This window comes from Pseudomonas sp. QLc11A, assembly GCF_052112305.1.
GTDB classification, from domain to species: Bacteria; Pseudomonadota; Gammaproteobacteria; order Pseudomonadales; family Pseudomonadaceae; genus Aquipseudomonas; species Aquipseudomonas laurylsulfatiphila.
In genome coordinates, this window is sequence record NZ_JAVAJJ010000018.1 from 69668 (window position 1) to 90815 (window position 21148).

Annotated in this window: 18 protein-coding genes; 10 read left to right on the plus strand and 8 right to left on the minus strand. The window is 53.7% G+C overall.

All coding sequences use genetic code 11. The features are described 5' to 3' along the window. Positions 1–66: 66 nt before the first annotated feature. Positions 67–1083 (plus strand): LacI family DNA-binding transcriptional regulator, encoded by a 1017-nt coding sequence (locus tag Q8X48_RS23375; RefSeq protein WP_407801343.1) that lies wholly within the window; start codon positions 67–69, stop codon positions 1081–1083. 18 nt (positions 1084–1101) lie between these two features. On the opposite strand, the gene Q8X48_RS23380 is transcribed toward Q8X48_RS23375, so the two are convergent. Continuing rightward, positions 1102–2049, minus strand: coding sequence for a nuclear transport factor 2 family protein (locus Q8X48_RS23380; protein ID WP_407801344.1), 948 nt, complete (start codon positions 2047–2049; stop codon positions 1102–1104). Next, positions 2046–3050: an LLM class oxidoreductase gene (locus Q8X48_RS23385; protein WP_407801345.1), complete on the minus strand. Its 1005-nt coding sequence runs from the start codon at positions 3048–3050 to the stop codon at positions 2046–2048. Before Q8X48_RS23385 ends, Q8X48_RS23380 begins: the two co-directional genes overlap by 4 nt. Positions 3051–3403: 353 nt before the next feature. Between Q8X48_RS23385 and Q8X48_RS23390 the strand changes: the two genes are divergently transcribed. The 8 genes from Q8X48_RS23390 to Q8X48_RS23425 all read left to right on the plus strand — a co-directional run bounded on the left by Q8X48_RS23390 (position 3404) and on the right by Q8X48_RS23425 (position 13282). Then, positions 3404–3940 carry a 2,4'-dihydroxyacetophenone dioxygenase family protein gene (locus Q8X48_RS23390; protein WP_105162269.1) on the plus strand — a complete coding sequence of 179 codons (537 nt, stop codon included), beginning with the start codon at positions 3404–3406 and terminating at the stop codon, positions 3938–3940. 83 nt (positions 3941–4023) lie between these two features. After that, positions 4024–4950 (plus strand): LysR family transcriptional regulator, encoded by a 927-nt coding sequence (locus tag Q8X48_RS23395; RefSeq protein WP_407801346.1) that lies wholly within the window; start codon positions 4024–4026, stop codon positions 4948–4950. Positions 4951–5341: 391 nt separating this feature from the next. Beyond that, positions 5342–6730 carry an MFS transporter gene (locus Q8X48_RS23400; RefSeq protein ID WP_407801347.1) on the plus strand — a complete coding sequence of 463 codons (1389 nt, stop codon included), beginning with the start codon at positions 5342–5344 and terminating at the stop codon, positions 6728–6730. Positions 6731–6795: 65 nt separating this feature from the next. Beyond that, positions 6796–8016, plus strand: coding sequence for an alpha/beta fold hydrolase (locus Q8X48_RS23405; RefSeq protein WP_407801348.1), 1221 nt, complete (start codon positions 6796–6798; stop codon positions 8014–8016). A gap of 318 nt (positions 8017–8334) precedes the next feature. Then, positions 8335–9297: a 3-hydroxyacyl-CoA dehydrogenase gene (locus Q8X48_RS23410; protein ID WP_407801349.1), complete on the plus strand. Its 963-nt coding sequence runs from the start codon at positions 8335–8337 to the stop codon at positions 9295–9297. Positions 9298–9347: 50 nt separating this feature from the next. Further along, on the plus strand, positions 9348–10274 hold the full coding sequence (locus tag Q8X48_RS23415; protein ID WP_407801350.1) for a 3-keto-5-aminohexanoate cleavage protein: 927 nt from the start codon (positions 9348–9350) through the stop codon (positions 10272–10274). A gap of 114 nt (positions 10275–10388) precedes the next feature. Then, positions 10389–11759 carry an MFS transporter gene (locus Q8X48_RS23420; protein ID WP_407801351.1) on the plus strand — a complete coding sequence of 457 codons (1371 nt, stop codon included), beginning with the start codon at positions 10389–10391 and terminating at the stop codon, positions 11757–11759. Continuing rightward, a complete protein-coding gene (locus tag Q8X48_RS23425) occupies positions 11756–13282 on the plus strand; it encodes a UxaA family hydrolase (RefSeq protein ID WP_407801352.1) in 1527 nt (508 codons plus the stop codon). Before Q8X48_RS23420 ends, Q8X48_RS23425 begins: the two co-directional genes overlap by 4 nt. A gap of 63 nt (positions 13283–13345) precedes the next feature. Here the strand turns inward: Q8X48_RS23425 and Q8X48_RS23430 are convergent, their stop codons facing one another. The 5 genes from Q8X48_RS23430 to Q8X48_RS23450 all read right to left on the minus strand — a co-directional run bounded on the left by Q8X48_RS23430 (position 13346) and on the right by Q8X48_RS23450 (position 18651). Then, on the minus strand, positions 13346–14056 hold the full coding sequence (locus Q8X48_RS23430) for a GntR family transcriptional regulator (protein ID WP_407801353.1): 711 nt from the start codon (positions 14054–14056) through the stop codon (positions 13346–13348). A 253-nt stretch (positions 14057–14309) separates the two neighbouring features. Beyond that, a complete protein-coding gene (locus Q8X48_RS23435; protein WP_407801354.1) occupies positions 14310–15098 on the minus strand; it encodes an SDR family oxidoreductase in 789 nt (262 codons plus the stop codon). Positions 15099–16281: 1183 nt separating this feature from the next. After that, the gene (locus tag Q8X48_RS23440) at positions 16282–16524 is read right to left on the minus strand and encodes an AbrB/MazE/SpoVT family DNA-binding domain-containing protein (protein ID WP_407801355.1); all 243 of its coding nucleotides are present in this window, start codon (positions 16522–16524) and stop codon (positions 16282–16284) included. Positions 16525–16577: 53 nt separating this feature from the next. Continuing rightward, positions 16578–16718, minus strand: a complete 141-nt coding sequence (locus tag Q8X48_RS23445) for a DUF7693 family protein (RefSeq protein ID WP_442085989.1) — start codon at positions 16716–16718, stop codon at positions 16578–16580. Positions 16719–16827: 109 nt separating this feature from the next. Further along, positions 16828–18651: an NAD(P)/FAD-dependent oxidoreductase gene (locus Q8X48_RS23450; protein WP_407801356.1), complete on the minus strand. Its 1824-nt coding sequence runs from the start codon at positions 18649–18651 to the stop codon at positions 16828–16830. A 244-nt stretch (positions 18652–18895) separates the two neighbouring features. On the opposite strand from Q8X48_RS23450, the gene Q8X48_RS23455 reads away from it, so the two are divergent. After that, complete coding sequence (locus tag Q8X48_RS23455) at positions 18896–20791, plus strand: sigma-54-dependent Fis family transcriptional regulator (protein ID WP_407801357.1); 1896 nt, start codon at positions 18896–18898, stop codon at positions 20789–20791. A gap of 102 nt (positions 20792–20893) precedes the next feature. Here the strand turns inward: Q8X48_RS23455 and Q8X48_RS23460 are convergent, their stop codons facing one another. Further along, positions 20894–21025, minus strand: coding sequence for a hypothetical protein (locus Q8X48_RS23460; protein WP_256585992.1), 132 nt, complete (start codon positions 21023–21025; stop codon positions 20894–20896). Positions 21026–21148 lie beyond the last annotated feature (123 nt).

Genomic DNA, 21148 nt, shown 5'->3' on the forward strand with positions numbered 1-21148 from the left:
CGCAAATCGAGGGCGTTCTTCTGATCGTCCTGTCTCCGCGCCACGATTGAGGATGCTGAATCTCCAATGAAAAAAATCGAGAAACCGAAGCTCAAGGATGTGGCTGAATTGGCAGGCGTCTCGATGGGGAGTGCTTCAAGAGCATTGGCTGTCCCGCACTTAGTGAAACCTGCAACGCTGGCCAAAGTACAAGCAGCTGTTCAAGAGCTCGGGTACGTGCGAGACGGGGCCGCGCGTGCTTTGGCATCCAGGCGCACGCACAGCATCGGAGCCGTTTTTCCTACTTTTAACAACCCTGCGTTTGCTGAAGCTGTCCAGGCCCTCCAGTTAAGGCTAACGGAGCTTGGGTATCACCTGATCATTTCTTCCCATGAATACGACCAGGCGCAAGAACTGGTAAACGTAAGGAACATGATTGAGCGGGGCGTCGAAGGCCTTCTATTGGTGGGTACTGAACACAGTCCTGAAATTTATGAAGCACTAACTGCCGCCCAATGCCCATTCATTCTCATGTGGTCGCTAGATGGTGCTCACGACCATCACTGCGTGGGGTTCAGCAATGAGGAGGGTGGTCGATTGATAGCCAGGCACTTGCTTAGCCTTGGTCATCAAAGTATCGCCATGATCAGTGGAGTTGTTTCTCACAACGAACGGGCAAAATACCGTCTGAAAGGAATCACCGCTCAGCTACTCGAGTCAGGGATAGAGCTTTCAAGTGAACGGATTATTGAGCAGCCATTCACGATTGAGGGAGGGCGCGCCGGGCTGCGGATTGCTATGGAACTTAATCCCAAGCCTACAGCCATTGTCTGCAGCACTGACCTCACCTGTATCGGAGCGTTGGCGGAAGCGCGCTCCAATGGGATCGACGTCCCCAAAGAACTATCAGTCAGCGGGTTCGATGATATCGAGTTCGCGGCTGCCTACGTGCCAGCCCTGACGACCGTCAGGGTGCCGACTTCGAAAATTGGTATCAGCAGCGCCAACAACATCGTTGCGCTGATCGAGGGGCGCCCACTTGCACGCCGCGAGCGCATACAAATCGAACTCGTCGTCCGAGATAGTACGGCGCCACGGCCTTAGAGCGTTTCCAGGAAGGGACTAAACTCTTGGTGCTTCATTGGCGTTGAACCAGCCTGGGCGGTACTCGCTCCAGGTCAGTTGCCAGAATCCCTCATGCTTACGACGAAGCCGCATCCGGTAATGCGCGCCATAGAGAGGCGTGCCATCTTGCGTGTGTGAGTTTCCAGGAATGACTCTGCCGACAATCATCTCCGCTACACCCTTTTCCTCGTCGGACTTGATCTCCAGCACGTCCGCGAAATGCTGCATCCACGGCCAGGGCCTGCGAAACTCTTTGAAGGAGCCGATGATCGCGTGGCGCCCTTCAATAAGGCCCATCGGTTGGAAATCACCAGCGGCGTCGTTGGTAAAGCAATGAGCAAGCAGCTGCATGTCAGCCTGATCCAGCGCCCATGAGTAACGAGCGTAGGTTTCAGCAATACACTCCGCACTGGTCACCGAAGCCGTTGAGTTAGGGAAAGCAAGCCATGGCGAATTCAGCTCGCTAACGATGGTCGGGGCTGGGTCGCCGATCCTCCATCCGTCGTCACCTGGTGGAAGCTGCCAGTGAATTGCAAGCGAGTAGTCCCCGGTTACCCAATTCAAGGCAATCAGCACGCTGTGGAGGCGCCAGGTGCCTGCTGCCTTTTTCAGAGAGCCTGTGACAGTCATTCCAAATCCGAGCGTGGCCGACTTTGTGGCTTTGCTGATATGGCCATAGGCGTAGAAACTGAAATTGGCATCGGTTTCTCCACCACCCACATAGTGATTGGTTGCCTTCACTGAAAAGCCATCAGCCTTGGCACGGTCTCGCTGGAAAGCTCTGACAATCTTGCGTCCACCCTCATGAACGGACATGTGGCTTGTTACCAGCTGGCAATTGTCAGTGAACATATCCCCAGCAGATTCCCAATTACCGCTCTCCCAGGCTTCTAGAAAGGTGGCTATAACGCCCTTAATGTCGGTGCGATCACTTGAGCCGGTCACTTGGTCACCGTCGAGACAGGTTGGCCAATTGGGAAGTGTGGAAGGACATACTCGGCCATCTCCTCCAGGACATCAGGTGCTGGGCGCTGTAGGGGTTTTATATTTAGGGCGACGTGCGAAACACCTTCATCCTGCTGCCGCTTCCAGAGATCTATCAGAGCATTACGTCCAATCCTGATGCCGTTGTAGCCGCGCCCCAACGGAGTGGTTGGGTCTTTTGCCAGATCGAAAAAGGTAGCGTAACCATAGGGTTTGAACGCACCACTCTTATTGGCTGATCGGAACTCCTGAATCAGAGCAGGGAGTCGAGCAAAGTCGCTCAGATGCCAAATCCAGGCATCGGCATTATTGGCTATCCACTCAAGCGTCTGACGGGCTCGGCCCACGACAATCATGGGGAGTCGAGGGCCAACTGGCTTGGGCACCATATCCAGGAGGCCTTCCAATTGTCCGAAAAGTCGGGTCGAGGCAGTGGGGAAACTGTTCTCCGTCACTGTGCGAATCAGCTGAAAGCCTTCCCTGTATCGCTCTTCTCTCGTTTCAAAATCAATGCCGAAGGCAGGATATTCGATGGGGCGATCTCCACTTGAGAGCCCCAACATGAATCGTCCACCGGTGAGCTGGTCAACCGAAACAGACTGTTTTGCAACGATCAATGGCTCGCGCAGTGGAAGAACAATTCCTGTCGTTCCTAGGGCAATTCTTTTTGTAACGGCTGCCAGATATCCAAGGTAGACGAAGGGGGCGATCATTTGCCCGGTGTCACCAAAGCTTGGATCGTAGAAGGGCACGTCCCTCATCCATAAACTTGCAAAGCCAGCCTCATCCGCGATTTGCGCAAGACGTTGATGATCCTGCAAGGTAGGGAAAGGTGAGTTTGGATAGCCTTCCAGAGGCATGATGTATCCGAAGGTGAGGCCTTCGGGCTGGAACACTCGCGAATAGGCCGGGTGAGCTGCAAGCTCGGGACTGAGCGCAAGAGAGGGACTGAGAGAAGTCATTGCTAAACCTCATGATTTCAAGCCGATTACTAATGCATAAGCGGCTTTCAGGTGAACAGGTCTGCATGGTAGTGAAGGTATTGGGGAAAATGTGTCCCCTCTGTTGGGGCGCGACCCACTGATGGCCGCGAGCCGTTGAATTAAATATCTGATGGGACAATCACTTGAACCCGTACGCAGTAGACGGTCTGGGATGAGTCGCAGCGTTCAACGGGATGAGCCTAATGCGCTATGACGAGTGGTCACAGATGGTGTGAATTTCTGAGTATTCTCCTGTACGAGAGCATCACCTACTCTCACTCAGCGATTGAAATCCTGGCTCGCTCGCCAGTCACACGTTGAGAGAAATTATAATGAATACGCCCGTTAAACCTGATGAACTTGCCATTCCTTATGCTTTGCCGCAGGTGCCTTTCATGTCTCCAGACATGGTGCATCCAGGCGTTATGACCACTTGGCTCGAAGACGATAATCTCTGGGTGCCTGTCACCAAGTCAGTATCTTTCAAACCTTTGCTGCTGAGCGTTAGCGGCGGGTACTACATCAATCTGCTCCGAGTGCGGCAGAGCGGAGTATTGTCACGTCATCGTCACTCGGGAGCAGTGCATGCGATCGTGTTGAAGGGGCGTTGGTTCTACCTCGAACATGATTGGGTTGCTGATGAAGGCTCTTTTGCGTTCGAGCCGCCAGGAGAGACTCACACTCTGTTCGTCCCTGAAGATGTTGAAGAAATGATCACTTGGTTCCACGTACAGGGTGGCTACACTTACGTTGACCCGCAAGGTGTCGCTGTTGGCTACGAAGACGTTTTCACCAAGCTAGAAGCTGCACGCAGCCATTACAAAACCTTGGGCTTGCCGGACGATTACATCGAGCAGTTCATTCGCTGATTTTGAGTAAAAAAAAACGCGCTACGGCGCGTTTTTTTGTGTAGATAAACAGGTGGATTCAGTCGCGTAAGGAGCGTACCGAAATGGATCAATACTCCCAAATGCTAGCGTTCATCTGGTCGACGGAGTGCGGAAGTTTTTCTGCTGCCGCTAGGGCGCATGAGATGACGCCTTCAGCCATCAGCAAACTCATTGCTCGGCTTGAGGATCGACTTCGCGTTCGTCTTTTTCAGAGGGGTTCCCGAGTCCTCACGCTGACGGAGGAGGGTGCTGCTTACCTACGCAGTGCGAAGGCGGTGGTCGAAGCAATGAGTGAGGCTGACTCCCTGGCAGAGGGACTTCCTTCCAGGGTAAGTGGCACGCTACGCATCCATACGATGACCTCTTTTGCGAAGCAGCAAATCGTGCCTTGGTTGCCAGAATTCCTCGACACTTATCCCGGTCTTGATATCGAGATTCAGTTAGGCGCTCAGTTCGTTGACCAGTTTGAGCAAGGGTTGGACATAGCAATTCACAGTGGGATTCTTCCGAGCTCTTCCAGAATCGCGAAGAAAATCGGCGAGTGTGAATGGTTGCTATGTGCTTCACCTGATTACCTTGAAAAATATGGTACGCCGCAGCAGCCGAAAGACCTGATGAACCATCGATGCTTCAATTTCAGTTTTGCCAGCCCTTGGAACAAATGGGCCTTTATCCAAGATGGCCTAGGTGTGACGACCCCTGTGAAGCCCCGGGGATCGTTTACCCAGGGTGAGCTGCTAAGAGACATGGCCAAATCAGGCGCGGGTATAGTCCGCCTCGCAGATTTTCACATTGGAAAAGACATTCAGGACGGGTCACTGGTGCTCCTGCTTGACGAGTACAAAGCGGAGATTTTAGAGCCTATTTACCTGCTCTACTCAGATAGAAAGCATCTAAGTCCTCGCATCCGAGTTTTCATCGAGTTTTTCCAAAAAAAATGGATAGCGCATCCATGGAAGGTCGTGAGAGGACTACCCGAAGCGACTTGATCGCCACTACGGCCCCTTCGCTAATTTCCATTCTAACCCCGCGCTAGCGTGCAACTTTGACTCCTGCACAAGTGAGCTACTGATCCACCTTGCCGGTAATTTTCCCGCCTGCTGTGTGCTCAACAGATCAATCAAAACTTGAGACCTATTCCCCAGTACTCACTTAGCCAAATGCTTTGCTGGCGCATCTCTCATGCTGTGCCACTGACCTGTTCCTGGCGGTCACAGCAGGTGTGCTCTGCCAGCTATATTCAGCCCTGAAATTGAGCCATAACCTCTGTCCATGGTGAGCAGTATGACGAGTGCTGATTCATCTCAGATGTTGGGGCGTACGTGTGCAAAACACGGATCCTCAGCCGGAGAACAAAAATAAATACCCGGAGATATTCCCATGGGAATTGCTCAAGACAAAATCGAAGTATTACCTGCGGTCAATCGCGTACGAAAAGGGGCAGGTGCAGCCTCGTGGGGTGCGATGGCTCTTTTGTGGCTCGTTTATGCCATGGATGCCAACTCCCGCCAGATGTTCTTCATGGTTTTGCCCTCCATAACGAGCGAGTTCAAGACAAGCGCTGAGCTTACTGGACTGCTCGCCGCGTTTATCACGATCGCGACGTCCTTGATTGCAGTACCTTGCATGATCTGGGCTGATAAAGGCGGTCAAGGATGGATGCGCAAATATCGCCACCTGCCAATAGTGATTGCCTACACGCTATTCACCTTTCTGACCGGTCTCAATTTCTTAACCGGCTCGCTGGGAGTTCTTGTCGCACTTCAGGTGATGTCTCATGCATTTGGTGGTGCCGGCGAAGCCATCGAAGTCACTTCCTTGTCCGAGTGGTGGTCTAAGGAACGTCGTGGTTTCGCGTTGGGGCTTCATCACACCGGATACCCTTGGGGCACACTGATCGGAGGCTTGGCGATCAGTGCTCTGCTCAATGCTTACGGCCCGGAAAACTGGCGCTTGGCCTTTCTGATATTTCCGGTTCCGATGATCATCATCTTTTCGATTTACTGGTGGTTCAGTACGAAGAAGCGATACGAGTCATTTGTTGAGCATGCTCAAGCTGTAGGCGAAACGCCACCGGCATTGGAAGCTGCCCAAGGCGTCGTAGAAGTACCCAAAGGTGCTTTCAAATCGGCGATGAAAAATCCAAACATCAGCACCATCGCATTGATCTCGATGTTTGCGATTGTGGGCTACTTCGGCATCAGCTTCTGGCTGCCCCAGTATCTGGCCTTTGTTGCTCATTACAACTTCGCGGAGGCTGCTGCTTACTCGGTGCTCTTCACTATCACCGGTGGCATCGGTCAGATCGTTTGGGGATGGATTTCAGATCGAGCAGGCCGAAAACTTTGCCTGGTGCTTGTTTTTGTGTGGCTTGCGGTGGGTATGTACCTCTTCAAATACTCATCCGTCAGCCTGACTTGGCTTATCGCGATTCAGTTGTTTGCTGGGTTCGCGATGAACGCACCTTACACGTTGCTGTATGCCATTGCGTTCGATTCTGCAAAGCAAGGCACGACTGGCTTGGCAGGCTCAATCGTCAACGTCGGTATTTACGCTGGTGGCTTCGGGCCTTTCGTCATCGGGATGTTCATCGGTGCAGGTGGTGGCTTTGAGCAGGCTGCCGGCTACAACTATGCGCTTTACTTTATCTCCGGCCTCATGGGCCTGGCGGCCATCATCACCATTTTCTTCACACGTGAAACTACCGGCTGGTTCCTTAAGTACGACAAGGCGCTGGTCTCGAAGCACTCTTGCAACATGGGTTTGTAATAAACCTATTGCACCTGCACTTACAAGAAAATCCCCTTGGGGATAGCTAAAGCTAGGAGAAAGTCATGATCCTTATTAATGATGCCAAATGGTTAAGCCAATTTGCCGACGAGTTGAACGGTGATGCTAATTGGACTGCCGCTGCTCGCTATTTTGATGGGCGCATTCAATTCAAGCACAGCACCGGCTTCTCAACGCTTGCGGTTCTCGCCGGTAAAGTCGTTGCGGTTTACCCGGAAGGAAGCCCCTTGGGCGCGGACATCATCGTGTCTGGTTCAGATGATGAGTGGCAACGCGTTCTTGACGGAAAGATCGACTGGTTTGAAGCGTTGTCCCCAGGGTTGGGAAAACTTGAGCTTGAGGGCAACGTGGTTGCCGCATGGCAGTACGTTGATGTGATGGCCCGCGCGTTCGACGCGATGAAGCGTGTGGGGAGCGTTAATAAAACTGCACCAATCTCTTATTCTCCTGGGCCCAAGCCGTCTGGCAAAGAGACGGTAGGACGGTATATCACCGTCGATGGAATTCGCGTTTACTACGAAGAGGCAGGGGAGGGGCGTCCGCTCGTTTGCTTCCATGCAGCATCACAAGATTCTCTAATGTACAGGCACGTATTGGACGGTCTCTCAGATGAGTTCCGGGTCATTGCAGTTGACGCCCCTGGGCACAGCAAATCAGAGCTACCCGAATCAGGCCCATTCCACAGCCTTACTCGCCATGCGGAGTTCAACGAGCATCTTATGGAGGCCTTGGGACTTGAGAAGCCCGCCATCATGGGATGCTCCATGGGTGGCAATCTGGTGCTGGAATTAGGGGCGCGTCGACCCGATGCGTACAGCGCGATCATTTCAGCTGAAGGAGCAGATTTTACCCCAACTGTTTCCGAGTTCTTCCTCGATATGTTGCTCATGAATGGGCCAGAGATCATCGGTGCCTGGTCTCGTTCGATGACGGGCAATCGCACTCCACCAGATCGCGCAAGGGAAGTGGTGTGGCAGATCTCGCGCACCACGCCGCAGGTTATGAAAGGTGACCTGACAGGCTATGCGAATTTTGATCAGCGGCAACAAGTTGGAAAGATCAAAGCGCCTGTTTTACTTCTGCGCGGTGACGCGGATTGGTTGGTGTACCAAGAGAAGGTTGAGGAAACAGCATCTCGCATTCCCGGCAGTAAGATCGCGGTGCTTGCAGGTACTGGCCACTATCCAATGACCGAAAACCCCTTGGAGTTCTGTGACACGGTACGCGCGTTCCTTCGTGAAGCGGGTCACGGCCACGCAGGCTGAAAGATGTGATTGAGAAGCCCGCTCTGCAAGCGGGCTTTTCTGCGTTTATTTAACGCGAAGGTTCAATCCGCAAAATCCATTCAAATTCCCGCTCAAAATCTGAAGCTCGCCGACCCACTGAGGCAGGCCGCACGCAAGTGCTATCTCGACCCTCAAATTCTGTGCATAGCCGATCGTCAGACAATCAGAATTTTTTCCTTGTGATCTGTGATCACAGTAGATAGCATCTGTTTCAAAGCGAACATCTGTGCGTCAGCTTTGATCACCAACCGCTCAAACGATTACTCCTAAACATAAATACAAAATTTGGAGAACATCATGCGAAGTACAGCTTCATCGGCGTCCAAGCGTGGCCCCATTGCAATCGTTGGCGCGGGTTTGATTGGGAGAGCTTGGGCGATTGTTTTTGCTCGGGCAGGACATCCGGTGCGTTTACACGACATGGATCTGCAGACAATGCAGAACAGCCATGCCTACATCGAAGCGAGACTTAACGAGCTCGCAGAATTCGATCTTCTCAATGACGCCCCCCTCACCGTACTTTCACGCATTACGTGCGTTCCCGACTTGGCTGAGGCGCTACGTGACGTAGTGCTCGTACAGGAAAACGTTCGGGAAACGGTGGAGGCAAAAATCGACATCTTCAGTCGAATGGATGCGTTGGCGCCTAAGGACGCGATTCTCGCCAGTTCAACTTCATGGTTACCGGCCTCTAAGTTCACCAAGGATCTTCTGGGGCGGGGACGCTGCGTAGTTGCGCACCCTACCAACCCACCTTACCTAGTTCCGCTTGTGGAGCTGTGCCCTGCGCCGTGGACAGAATCTGAAGTGATGATTCGAGCGCATGAGATCTACACCGCAGCAGGGCAGAGCCCTGTCGTTCTATCCCGGGAAATCCACGGCTTCTTGTTGAACCGAGTTCAAGCGGCAGTCCTCAACGAATGCTTCAAATTGCATGAGGAGGGTTTTGCTAGCTCGGAGGATATTGATCGGGTGCTTAAAGATGGGCTCGCCCTTCGCTGGTCATTTATGGGCCCCTTCGAAACTATCGATCTCAACGCCCCTGCCGGCGTATCGGACTATGCCAAACGCTACGGTCAGCAGAATCGCGAAACGATCCATTCGGAAAATGCTTTTGACTGGTCGGAATCAGCGGTTGCCCGAGTGCATGACGAGCGTCGCCAAAAACTTGAGCTCGAAGGAATTGCATTGCGTTCCGCCTGGCGTGATCGCCGCCTGATGGCCCTCGCTGCTCATAAGCGTCAAGCCCCAAATTCCTGACGGCATCACTTCGTCCTGAACACCAAAATAAAAGTAACCAGGAGATCACCATGGCTCGTAAAGTAATCATCACTTGCGCGGTCACCGGCGCAATTCATACACCTTCTATGTCCCGTTACTTGCCGGTAACACCAGGTCAAATTGCCGAAGCGGCGATTGGTGCTGCTGAGGCTGGCGCCTCAATTGTTCACCTACATGCTCGTAATCCAATTGATGGCAGCCCCTCTCAGGATCCGGAGCTCTTTAAGCAGTTTCTGCCTGCTATCAAAGAGGCTAGCGATGTGGTGATCAACCTGACTACAGGTGGCGCACCGACAATGTCTCTTGAAGATCGACTTCGCCCAGCACATCAGTTCAAACCGGAAGTGGCCTCACTGAACATGGGCACGATGAACATGGGTCTTTACCCGATGCTCAATCGGTTCAAGGAGTTCAAACACGCTTGGGAGGAACCATACCTCGCCGGCAGTCATGACCGCATTTTCAAAAACACATTTACCGATATAGCCCATATCCTCGAGTCATGCAGCGAGAACGGTACCCGTTTTGAAATCGAATGCTATGACATTGGGCATCTCTACACCGCTGCACATTTCATTGATCGTGGCCTCATCAAACCTCCGTTTTTGATCCAATCGGTTTTCGGCATTTTGGGCGGAATCGGTGGTCACCCGGAGGACGTCCTGCATATGCGGCGCACAGCTGATCGTCTCTTCGGAGATGACTATCAGTGGTCGGTTCTTCCAGCAGGAAAGCAGCAGATGAGCATTGGTGCTCAATCAGCCACGCTTGGAGGACACGTGCGCGTGGGTCTTGAAGACTCGCTTTGGGACGGGCCAGGCCAATTAGCACAAAGCAATGCCGATCAAGTCTTGCGCATGCGCAAAATTCTCGAAGGGCTTTCACTTGAAGTTGCGACACCTGCTGACGCCAGGGAAATCCTAAAGCTCAAAGGTGGCGATAACGTCAATTTCTAAGCGCGGGCACTCACCCCCCCCCGTAAAGTCTATCTAGAGGATATTTTTATAAATAAAGGTCGCGGCACAATACCCGCGCCTTAGCAACTTATCCTCATGAGGAGAACATGAATCATGTTAGCTACGACCCATACAAAAACACAAAAGGGACAGTCGCTGAACGCTTTAATGTTTCGCAAACTAATGCCGATGTTAGTCTTTGCTTACGTTATAAGTTTTCTAGACAGAACTAACATTTCACTTGCCAAAACACACATGGCAGTAGACTTGGGTATTTCCGCTGCCGCCTATGGTTTTGGTGCAGGGCTCTTCTTCCTTACCTATGCACTCATGGAGGTACCTAGTAACCTGATCATGCACCGGGTAGGTGCCCGACTCTGGATCACCAGGATCATGATCACCTGGGGGTTGTTGTCTGCCGGTATGGCCTTCATTACCGATGAGACTACGTTTTACATTGCCCGCGCGCTACTGGGCGCAGCTGAAGCCGGATTGTTTCCAGGTGTAATGCTCTATTTAACCTATTGGTTTGGTCGTGAGCAAAGGGCACGAGCCAGTGGCTATTTTCTAATCGGGGTCTGTCTCGCGAACATCATCAGCGGGCCGGTTGGCGGGTTGCTGTTAGAGATGGATGGAATCTTGGGTTGGCACGGCTGGCAGTGGCTGTTCTTCTTGGAGGGAATTCCAGCTGTTCTATTCTCCGTCGTGATTTGGCGAAAGCTTCCGGACGGCCCATCTACGGCAAGTTGGCTATCAAAGGAACAAGCCACTGAAGTAGAGCAAGTTCTGAAAAAAGAACATGATGAAGAAATCGCCTCCGGCAATGTTGGTCATTCTTTTAAGGGCGTTCTTAAAATCCCTCAGATTTGGCTTGCTATCGCGGTGTACTTCCTCCATCAAGTTAGTGTGTATTCGGTAATTTTCTTCTTACCGGGCATCATCGGCACGTATGGAGGCTTGTCATCGTTACAAATAGGATTGTTAAACTCAATCCCATGGATAGCCGCAGCACTCGGCGCAGCGTTTCTTCCGAAATATGCAACCACTCCAAAAATTTCACGCAAAATAATGTTCGGTGGGCTGCTCCTGATGTCAGCTGGATTGACTCTCGCGGCCTATACCACTCCGCTAATAGCACTAATAGGATTTACTCTTACGGCATCGATGTTTTTCGTTGTTCAGCCTGTGATATTTCTCTTCGCCAGTTCAAGGCTAGCGGGAGCAGGTATGGCGGCGGGCCTGGCGTTAGTGAATACTTTTGGTATTACTGGTGGTTTCTTCGGCCCTTCACTTCTGGGCTTCGTTGAACAAACTACTGGGAGTACGAAGAATGGGCTCATTATTGTTGCGGCTCTTTTAACGCTCGCCGCATTCCTGAGTTTGAAGCTACGTCAGGCACAAGAAGCGATTACTACAAAAACGCGGGACAACATTGTATTGCCCCAGACTGCGCCGTGTATTACTGATAATGCGAGGACAAAATGAAGAGCACATCGCTAGCACTTAAACTACATCCTGATGACAATGTTGCAATCGCGCGCGCTTCTATATCTCAAGGAACAGTGGTTACCGAGTTCGGCAATATCGTGGCGCTCGCCGATGTGCCCGCAGCGCACAAGATCGCCCTTGCACACGTAAACGCAGGTGAGCCTGTTCTGCGTTACGGCCAGATTATTGGCTTTGCTACGAAAGCCATAGAGCCCGGAGATTACGTGCATACGCACAATCTGGAGATGGCGACGTTCGAGCGAGACTACGCGTTCGGCGAGGATGCCGAAGTCGCGTCGCCTGCAGCCTCTCCTGTGACATTCCAAGGTTTCGTCCGCGCTGACGGGCGAGTAGCAACTCGAAACTACATTGGTGTAGTGAGCACGGTGAACTGCTCCTCCACTGTTACCAAAATGGTGGTGGAGCACTTCTCGCGAAATGGTGCGTTAGATGCTTATCCAAACGTGGATGGCGTGGTACCGATCACCCACAGCTTCGGCTGTTGCATAGAGCACAACGGCGAGGGTGTAAATCAACTGCGTCGTACCCTCGGCGGCTTTATCAAACATGCCAACTTCGCTGGCGTAGTCGTCATCGGCCTTGGCTGTGAAGCCAATCAGATGGGCGCGCTTTTCATGGCTCAGGGTATCGAGACTGGGAAGCTTATCGCACCTGTAGTTATTCAAGACGTTGGCGGTACTCGCAACGCAGCTGATGCCGCCATTGTTGCAGTGGAATCTATGCTGCCGGTTGCAAACGAGTGTCGACGCGAGCCGGTCTCGGCAAAGCATCTGACTGTGGCGCTCCAGTGTGGCGGCTCGGACGGGTACTCAGGTATTACCGCCAACCCCGCCCTAGGTGTTGCTGTCGATATGCTAGTAGCGCAAGGCGGAACTGCTATCTTGAGCGAAACGCCTGAGATCTATGGAGCCGAACACCTGCTCACTCGCCGCGCGGCTTCCCGTGAGATTGGCCAGGGCATTGTCGATCTAATCAAATGGTGGGAAAGCTACGCGGATCGAGAAAAAGGTAGCATCGATAACAATCCCACGCCGGGCAATAAGGCTGGTGGCCTAACGACCATTCTCGAAAAATCGCTAGGCGCAGTTGCTAAAAGTGGCTCTTCAGCACTTATGGGGGTTTACCGTTACGCCGAACCCATCACGGCCCATGGTTTGGTATTTATGGACGCGCCTGGCTACGACCCAATGGGCGCCACAGGCCAGATCGCCAGCGGCGCGAACCTGGTTGCGTTCACTACGGGCCGTGGCTCGTGCTTTGGTGCCAAACCTGCTCCATCGATCAAGCTCGCAACCAACACGAAGATGTACACCCGGATGAAGGATGACATGGATATTAATTGCGGGGACGTCATGGATGGTGATGCCACCCTTGAATCCAAGGGCAAGGAAATCTTCGAAATGCTTATTCGGGTGGCTTCTGGAGAAAAATCCAAAAGCGAAGCGCTGGGGGTCGGTAACGAAGAAACAGTGCCCTGGATGATTGGCGCGCAGATGTGAATTTACGTAGTAAAAGGCGACCTCTCTAGGTCGCCCGTCACTAATCGACGTATGGGCCGTTATTTAAAGTGCTGGCTTACCGTCTGAAACGATCAAAACACCCGTCTCAAGGATGAAGTCGGCCGCACTTTGAATGTCATTCTGGACTGATTTGCACGCAGCCACGGGATCGCGATCTCTAAGAGCCCCGACCATTCCCTCGTGGTGACCTGCTTGCACGCGCTGGACTACTCGCTCGCTACCGGATCGCAAATCGTAGTTCAAAATCGGGCCGATTCTCAGCCATAACGACTCGACTATGCCTTGCAAGATCGGCATATCGGCAATGCTGTAGATAGCGAAGTGCAACTGCTTATTCAGTGAAATCAAGCTGGATTCGTCAGGCGCAGCTTTAGCAAACTCTTTGCAGAAAGCGTTGTGAATGCTCTCGATCTCGACCAGAGCTGCAGGGCTTACCAACTCCGCAGCGCGCGCAGCGGCTTGCCCTTCAAGGTTTATGCGAATACTCGTGATCTCTCGGAACTGGCTGGCCGTCATGATTGGGACACGAATGTAACGATTAGCCGCCATCTCAAGCGCTTGCTCAGCTACGAGTCTATGAACTGCTTCACGCACCGGCATGACACTCACGCCTAGCGCTTCGGCCATGGATCGCAGCGACAGCTTTTCGCCAGGCATCATTCGTCCACTCATGAGCAAATCACGCAGCTGCGTGTACACGTCAGCGCTGAGAGTTTGCCGAGCCATTGGGGTGACGAGGGTAGATATATTCATGACTCGAGTATATGAGAAGTGGCTCGGTAAGCACAGACGTTCCCGAAATGTGTGATCACATTTTCGAGATAGCAGTTACCGCCACCCGCTAATACGAATCTCTAGCCGGTGTTTCCACCCAAGCTGGATATTTAGGTCTGGCCGACCTCAGAGATCTGGTTCCGAGTCGAAGCAGTTGGATGTCTTCGGATACTCCATAAGCAGCCTGCCTGCGGGATGGTTGGCAGACTGCATTAGCTATTGCGAAGTTCAATCAGAGATATTCGACATTGCCGTCGATGCTGATGGCCTGACCTGTGACATTGTGAGCGGCGGGAGAACAGAGAAATAATGCCATGGCAGCAACATCCTCTGGCGGCACCATTCGGCGTAGAGAGATTTTGTTTAACGTCTTTTGGAGCATCTCCGACTCGGAAATCCCTAGCTGCTTGGCGCGATCACTGATAACGCGATCTTGACGAGGGCCTTCGACGATTCCAGGAAGCAGCGCATTGACTCGAATGTCCCTTTCGCCCAGCTCGGCTGCCAAGGATTTCATTAGGCCTACTATGGCCCATTTCGTCGCCGCATAAGGGGTGCGCCAAGCGTACCCTAAGCGGCCGGCGACTGATGAAATGTGAATGATGTGAGCATGTTCTGATTCAACCAATAGGGGCACAGCGTGATGGGCGAAGCGATACTGAGCATTGAGATTGATGTCTATCGTTTGCTCCCATTCGGTATCGCTGATTCTGTCAATTCCGCCCGTCGGCCCTGCGATACCTGCATTGTTGATCAGAACATCGAGTCCGTTCGCCCACTCTCGCTGCATGTCAAAGACACGCTTAACTTCAGCAGAGTTCGAAACATCGGCCTGCGTAGCTAACGCTTCAGGGTAGCGCTCACGAAACGCTGAGACTGCCCGTTCGCTGACATCACAGACATGCACCTTTGCCCCGATCTCGAGATAGGCAGCGGCAATTACTTCTCCGATACCAGATGCTCCCCCGGAAATCAGAACCTTCAATCCGGAGTAGGGGGTGAGTCGTTTCAAAACGTTCATAGCTTCGTACCCTGTCTTATTTTTGTGTCGGACGTCCTTCCAAGTCTCGAATGTATGACTCAGAAATGCATGTACAGTGATATGTGATCACAGTTGGCTTGTCAAGGCAGGATCTATTTTGGCGATGAATGCTTGGTTCCACTTTGGAATGTGGAGCTTCACTTAGGTTTTCAGTTGACGCTGGCCTAGGCACAGCCCTACGGCAAAACGTCACCGTTGTGTCCTAATCGGTGGTTCGTCTCTCGGGAACCATCAGCACCGCGAAAGTCACGTTGACGCTTTTACTACGCTGTTGAATTCACACCCCAGCGCCGGTGCGTCGTCGTGACAGATTTTTTGGAAGAGTGAAGAGACCGGCGGTCAGGCAGCTCGAATGATTTCGAACTGCCATGCTCAAACGTCTATGAGACATCTGTTTCATAAGCTCGAATCCCATGAGAGGAAAGGCTAATGGCATCTATCGAAGATTTCAGGATCAAGTCTCATGCGCTTTTGATAGAGCTTGACGCCGCTACGATGGGAATGATGACGCTGGTTTCATCAAAATGTGTCTCAGGGCCCGAATGGGATGAAGCAGTTAAGAGACAGCACAACGCGTATGAACTTTGGGATGCATTTCTGAGTGATTCTATAGTCGCTCTATAATCGACTAAAAAGCCAAGGCCAGTGTCGATGACTGTCGCTCCTTCGGGTCTAAGCCCGGCTCGACCTCTCGTCTACATGTTGTGTGGCTCTAGACGACTCACTCCGAAATTGTGTCTTGATTGGGCGGTCTCATTTTTCCCCAGCGTTGCCAAGTGTGTCCGCAGTCCCTGCATTCACTGCTTGTCGCGTCGTGCGAAAATAAAAAAACACGTAGGATCTGGCTTAAGCGGAGTGTTCGAGATGGTGTTTACCTTCACCCTTAATTACCAACTGACGTCTGACGAGAGCGATATGGACACGCTTGTGGAACACTTGGCTGAAGAAGGCTGTGATGATGCGTTGGGCGGTGTCGGACAGCCAGGTCGCCTGGCGTTAGAGTTTGTCCGTGAAGCACCCTCTGCTCATGACGCTATTCAGGGAGCCTTGGGGGATATGCGTCGAGCCATACCTAACGCACGCTTGATAGAGACAGCTCTCGCGCCCACTGACTGCAGGCGGCCTTCCGTGAATGCGTCAAGGCGTGCGCTTTGCGGCTGTCTCATTTCTCCCGGCCATTCGCAGGCTGAACGCTATCCCAGGCTTCAGTGAGCTCGTCTATTCGATCCGCAATGTGAGGCGTTTTTGATAGGACAAGGCAGCGCGTGTTGCCGACAAATTCATCTATCAGGTACACAGCGTCGCCGACATCCAGTTCGAGCTCCTGCAGCGCTTCGTCTGGAATTCGAATCGCACCGTCACCATCCCATTCTTCGATGACGATTTTCATCGGTGGCTTTTTCACGTGTGGTCTCCATTGCTTTAAGTCGGCAATGGTAACGTGCTTTTGCGTGCAACTCAGAGCACAGCGAGTAAACGTTCGAGCTGTTCACGCTTCCAGGCACTCAATAGGTCGACTGGATCAGCTCCACCACGCTGCCAAGATACAAGTGTTCCGACTCGACCGTCAGGTGACCGGCAGTACTCGCAATAGTCCAAGTGTCACAGACATTGAAAAAAGTGAGCTGCCAGCCATCAATTTCTACGGGTAGGCTGCATCTGGGGGCATTCTGGAGAGGCGCCCAACCACGGCTGGGCGCCATTTGACTCAGCCAGTGTGGTGACTCTCGGCAAGGCCATAGACGGATGTGTCGATGCCTTCGAAGCGCGCCTTTAACTGCAGCGCCAGATACAGCGAATAATGCCGTGACTGATGCAGGTTGCCACCATGGAACCAGAGGTTTTCCTGCTGCGTTGGCTTCCACATGTTCCGCAGTTCGCCCTCGTAGGGGCCAGGATCATTCGTGGTTCCAGAACCCAAGCCCCAGCAGCGGCCGACCTTGTCAGCTACTTCCTGGGAAATCAGCTTCGCCGCCCAACCATTCATTGAGCCATAGCCCGTGGCGTAGACAATCAGATCTGCCGGTAGTCGGCTGCCATCGTTGAGTACGACGGCATCTGCTTCGATGCGTTCCACACCCAGGCCAGGCGCGCTCTTGAGCTTGATCGTGCCATTAGCGATCAGTTCGGAGGCGCCGACGTCGATGTAGTAACCAGAACCACGGCGTACGTACTTCATGAAAAGGCCAGACTCGTCGTCACCGAAATCGAGCATGAAGCCGGCCTTGGCCAAGCGCTCGTAGAAGTCCTTGTCACGCTCCTTGATCGCGTCAAAGATGGGTTGATGGAAGCTTGGCATAACCTTGTAGGGGATCGAGGCGAACAGCATGTCGGCCTTGTCCGTGGTCAAACCCGTCTCCAAAGCGTCTTCAGAGTAGAGCCCGCCGAAGACGAGATCCATTAAACTGTCGGAACGCACGATGTGGGTGCTGGAGCGTTGCACCATGGTCACCTCGGCGCCGTTCTCCACCAAGTCGGCGCAGATATCGTGAGCCGAATTGTTTGCACCGATGACCACCGCGCGCTTGCCGCTCCAGGCGTCTCCGCCGGGATGGCGGCTGGAATGATGCTGCTGGCCATTGAAAACCTCGGCACCCGGATAACTAGGAACATTGGGTACGCCAGACATGCCTGTGGCGAGGATCAACTGGGTAGGCTGTAAAGTCACACGCTCGCCATCGCGCTGCACTTCAACCTTCCAGGTGCCACTTTGCTCGTCAAAGCTGGCGCTCACGCATTCTGTACGCGGCCAATAATTGAGCTCCATGACTTTGGTGTACATTTCCAGCCAGTCGCCAATCTGGTCTTTTGGGGTGAAGACTGGCCAGTGATCGGGGAAGGGCAGGTAAGGCATATGGTCGTACCAGACAGGGTCGTGTAGGCACAGCGACTTGTAGCGACTGCGCCACTGATCGCCAGGACGCTCGGCTTTGTCGACGATCAGAGTTGGCACGCCCATTCGCTTGAGCCGCGCAGCGAGCCCCAGCCCACCCTGGCCGCCGCCCACAATCAGGCAGTAAGGTTGGGTGGTGATGCCCAGCGAAGCTTCTTCGTCACGACGGCGTTCCAGCCAGTTGCGTTTATCGGTATGGGCGTGGCCATGATTGGCACCCATTGGACGCCGCCGGCCCCTGGGTTCTTCAAAGCCCTTGAGCTCGCGCATGGTCGTCAGCAGCGTCCAACACAGGCCCTCCTTCAGACGCACGTAGCCTTTACCCCGCGCAGCATCGGTTTCCAGGCTGATCCAACCTTCGAGCACACCGTTATTCAGCGTCGCCTCACCTTCAAGTTTCCATCGCCCAGGACGAGTCTGGTCGAGGCGCGTTTCGAGCATGTCGCGGATGGCAGGCTTGCCTTCCAAGGTCATCAGGTTCCAGCTGAAAAGTAGCAGGTCACGCCAGTGACACTCTTGCGCAAACAGATCCAGCGCGCCGTCCAGATTACGTTGGGCGAGACGCTCGCCGAGGTTTTCTACCCAAGCCGCGAGCTGAGAAGTTGGCGTTTGCAGAGGTGTTTCGATAGCAATGTTCATGGGGCCTCTCCCGATCTTGTTGTTTTGGTAACAACTGCCCTTGAGCAAGGCCCGGGCCATCTTCATGAAAACCCTGTTGCAGAGCGGCTGCCGCACTGCTGTTCAGGCTTTGACTCGGATTCATGTCACGATTCCGGGAATGGCGGATGACAGAGTGTCACGCGGTGCAAAAAGCGCTCGTTACGATCTTTTCATATAAGCTTCGAACAGCCCCGTGTCCTGACCGTAACGGAGAACAAGAACAATGAAGCCGGCCTTGATCAACGCCCATGCCCAACAAGTGCTCCAAGCCGTGCAGGGCACTCCCGCCAGCCACGGCCATACCACTGACCTGGCTATCACACGGTCTTGGCGTCGTTGCCTGGATCAGCATCAGCTCGATCCCGCCAGCCGCCGCGCACCTAATGTCGTTGAGCATCCACGCTTACAGGATCACCGCGCGCCACTGGAAAACATCATCAGCGTGGCGCACTGGCAGATGAGCAGTTTGCACCAGCAACTCGGGCGTGACGGCCACGTGGTGCTACTCACCGATGCTCGCGGTGTGGCGATTGACAGTGTGTTTAACGAATCCGAGCGAGCCGTATTTCAGCGTTCCGGGCTATGGCTCGGCTCGGTATGGAGTGAAGATTGTGAAGGCACCAACGGTGTAGGCACCTGCTTGGTCGAGCAACAGCACGTAACCATCCGTCGCGACGAGCATTTCCGTGGCAAGCACGTCGGTCTGACCTGTTCGGCTAGCCCGATATTTGATGCGAGTGGAGAGTTGCTAGCCGTGCTCAACCTCTCTTCTGTAAGGGATGACCACGGTCTTCAGCAGCACTTCCAGGCCATGGCATTGACCGACCTGTCAGCCAAGTTGATAGAGAGCTGTTTTTTCCTAGGGCATGATCCACAGCGATATTTGCTGCGCTTCCACCCTGAGGCAGGCTTCGTTGGGCTGCTGGGTGAAGGCCAGCTCAGTTTCGACGAGAGTGCCCGTATCTGTTCGGTCAATCAGGCAGCGCTGGGTCTGCTGGGCCTCAGCCGTGACCAGGTGGTTGGGCAATCGCTCTCGATGCTGCTGGAAACACCTATCGATCAGGTGATGTGTCACGCCAGCTCTCAGCCGAGTGTCTGTTGGCCAATGCGTCTGGTGGACGGACGCCTGCTCTACGGACAGTTGCGCGAACCCTTGCGTCAGGTACCCTCAGTCACCCCTGCAATCCCCAAAATCAACGACGTGCACGTGTGCCTGGAAGACCCGCGCCTGCAACGCAGCTTTGTTCGCGCATTGCGTGTTTTGGAGCGTGACGTTCCGGTGTTTTTACAGGGCGAAACCGGTACCGGCAAAGAAGCTTTTGCTGCCGCGCTGCATCGTGCCAGCTCCAGAGCGAGCCAGCCGTTTGTGGCGATCAATTGCGCGGCCATTCCAGAAACGCTGATCGAGAGCGAGCTGTTCGGCTATCGCGGTGGCAGCTTCACCGGTGCACGCAAGGACGGGATGATCGGTAAGCTGGAGCAGGCCCATGGAGGCATTCTATTTCTCGATGAGATCGCCGATATGCCACTGGCGTTACAGACTCGCCTGCTGCGTGTGCTGGAGGAGCGTCAGGTGGTGCCGCTAGGCGGCGCGACCGCACGTCCGCTCGACGTACGCCTTATCAGTGCCAGCCACCAGGATCTGCACGCCTGCGTGGCCGAAGGGCGTTTTCGCGAAGATCTGTTTTATCGAATTGCTGGGTTCGCCGTGCAGCTCCCGCCGTTGCGTGAGCGTTCAGACAAGGGTCGCTTGCTCGACCTATTGCTGCGCGAGGAGGCAGCAGGGGCCAGAGTTCGGCTGGAGGCGGGTGTCAGGGAGCGCTTGCTGGCGCAGCCTTGGCCTGGCAATGTCCGGCAGCTGCGTACGTGCCTGCGCACACTGGTAGCGTTGGCGTTGGAGGGGCGTGTCACCCTGGACGATTTAGCGGAGTTGCTGCCGGCAGTGCCAGCGACAGTTGCGCTGGCCGAAAATCCGCTGGGCGTATCCGAGCGGCAGACACTGCTCACATTGATTGAGGCGGAACACTGGCATATCGCCCATGTTGCCGCCCGCCTAGGAATCAGCCGAAATACGCTCTATCGCAAACTGCGTCATCACGGTATTTCACGACCTGGCTGAGTGCAGAAGACATCGTCGCTTTTCCTGCCACTGTGGGCCTGGACTGAGGCGATAGAGGTCGAGCAGGAGAGGGCGCGCGCCCTCCGCTGACACTGTTGTCCATCACTTGCGGGGTTTGCCCGCATCGCTCCGCTTGTCACGAATTTGACCATCTTGGTTGCGAGATCGAGGCTGTTCACCACCGCCTGGCTTCGGAACGTTGACGTCTTTGTTGATAGGACGACGATCTGTCATACGAAATCTCCTTCATTGCATTGAGGATCTTACGGACGTGCATCGGTAGGTCACAGCCGCAACAGTATTCAAATCACCTTATATGGTGTTTCATGTTGCGCCAAGACACAACATAGTGGGTTT

Coding starts and splice junctions, on each gene's coding strand:
- Q8X48_RS23375 (WP_407801343.1), top strand. CDS start 67: ATGAAAAAAATCGAGAAACCGAAGCTCAAGGATGTGGCTGAATTGGCA.
- Q8X48_RS23385 (WP_407801345.1), bottom strand. CDS start 3,050: ATGACTTCTCTCAGTCCCTCTCTTGCGCTCAGTCCCGAGCTTGCAGCT.
- Q8X48_RS23390 (WP_105162269.1), top strand. CDS start 3,404: ATGAATACGCCCGTTAAACCTGATGAACTTGCCATTCCTTATGCTTTG.
- Q8X48_RS23395 (WP_407801346.1), top strand. CDS start 4,024: ATGGATCAATACTCCCAAATGCTAGCGTTCATCTGGTCGACGGAGTGC.
- Q8X48_RS23400 (WP_407801347.1), top strand. CDS start 5,342: ATGGGAATTGCTCAAGACAAAATCGAAGTATTACCTGCGGTCAATCGC.
- Q8X48_RS23405 (WP_407801348.1), top strand. CDS start 6,796: ATGATCCTTATTAATGATGCCAAATGGTTAAGCCAATTTGCCGACGAG.
- Q8X48_RS23410 (WP_407801349.1), top strand. CDS start 8,335: ATGCGAAGTACAGCTTCATCGGCGTCCAAGCGTGGCCCCATTGCAATC.
- Q8X48_RS23415 (WP_407801350.1), top strand. CDS start 9,348: ATGGCTCGTAAAGTAATCATCACTTGCGCGGTCACCGGCGCAATTCAT.
- Q8X48_RS23420 (WP_407801351.1), top strand. CDS start 10,389: ATGTTAGCTACGACCCATACAAAAACACAAAAGGGACAGTCGCTGAAC.
- Q8X48_RS23425 (WP_407801352.1), top strand. CDS start 11,756: ATGAAGAGCACATCGCTAGCACTTAAACTACATCCTGATGACAATGTT.
- Q8X48_RS23430 (WP_407801353.1), bottom strand. CDS start 14,056: ATGAATATATCTACCCTCGTCACCCCAATGGCTCGGCAAACTCTCAGC.
- Q8X48_RS23435 (WP_407801354.1), bottom strand. CDS start 15,098: ATGAACGTTTTGAAACGACTCACCCCCTACTCCGGATTGAAGGTTCTG.
- Q8X48_RS23450 (WP_407801356.1), bottom strand. CDS start 18,651: ATGAACATTGCTATCGAAACACCTCTGCAAACGCCAACTTCTCAGCTC.
- Q8X48_RS23455 (WP_407801357.1), top strand. CDS start 18,896: ATGAAGCCGGCCTTGATCAACGCCCATGCCCAACAAGTGCTCCAAGCC.
- Q8X48_RS23460 (WP_256585992.1), bottom strand. CDS start 21,025: ATGACAGATCGTCGTCCTATCAACAAAGACGTCAACGTTCCGAAGCCA.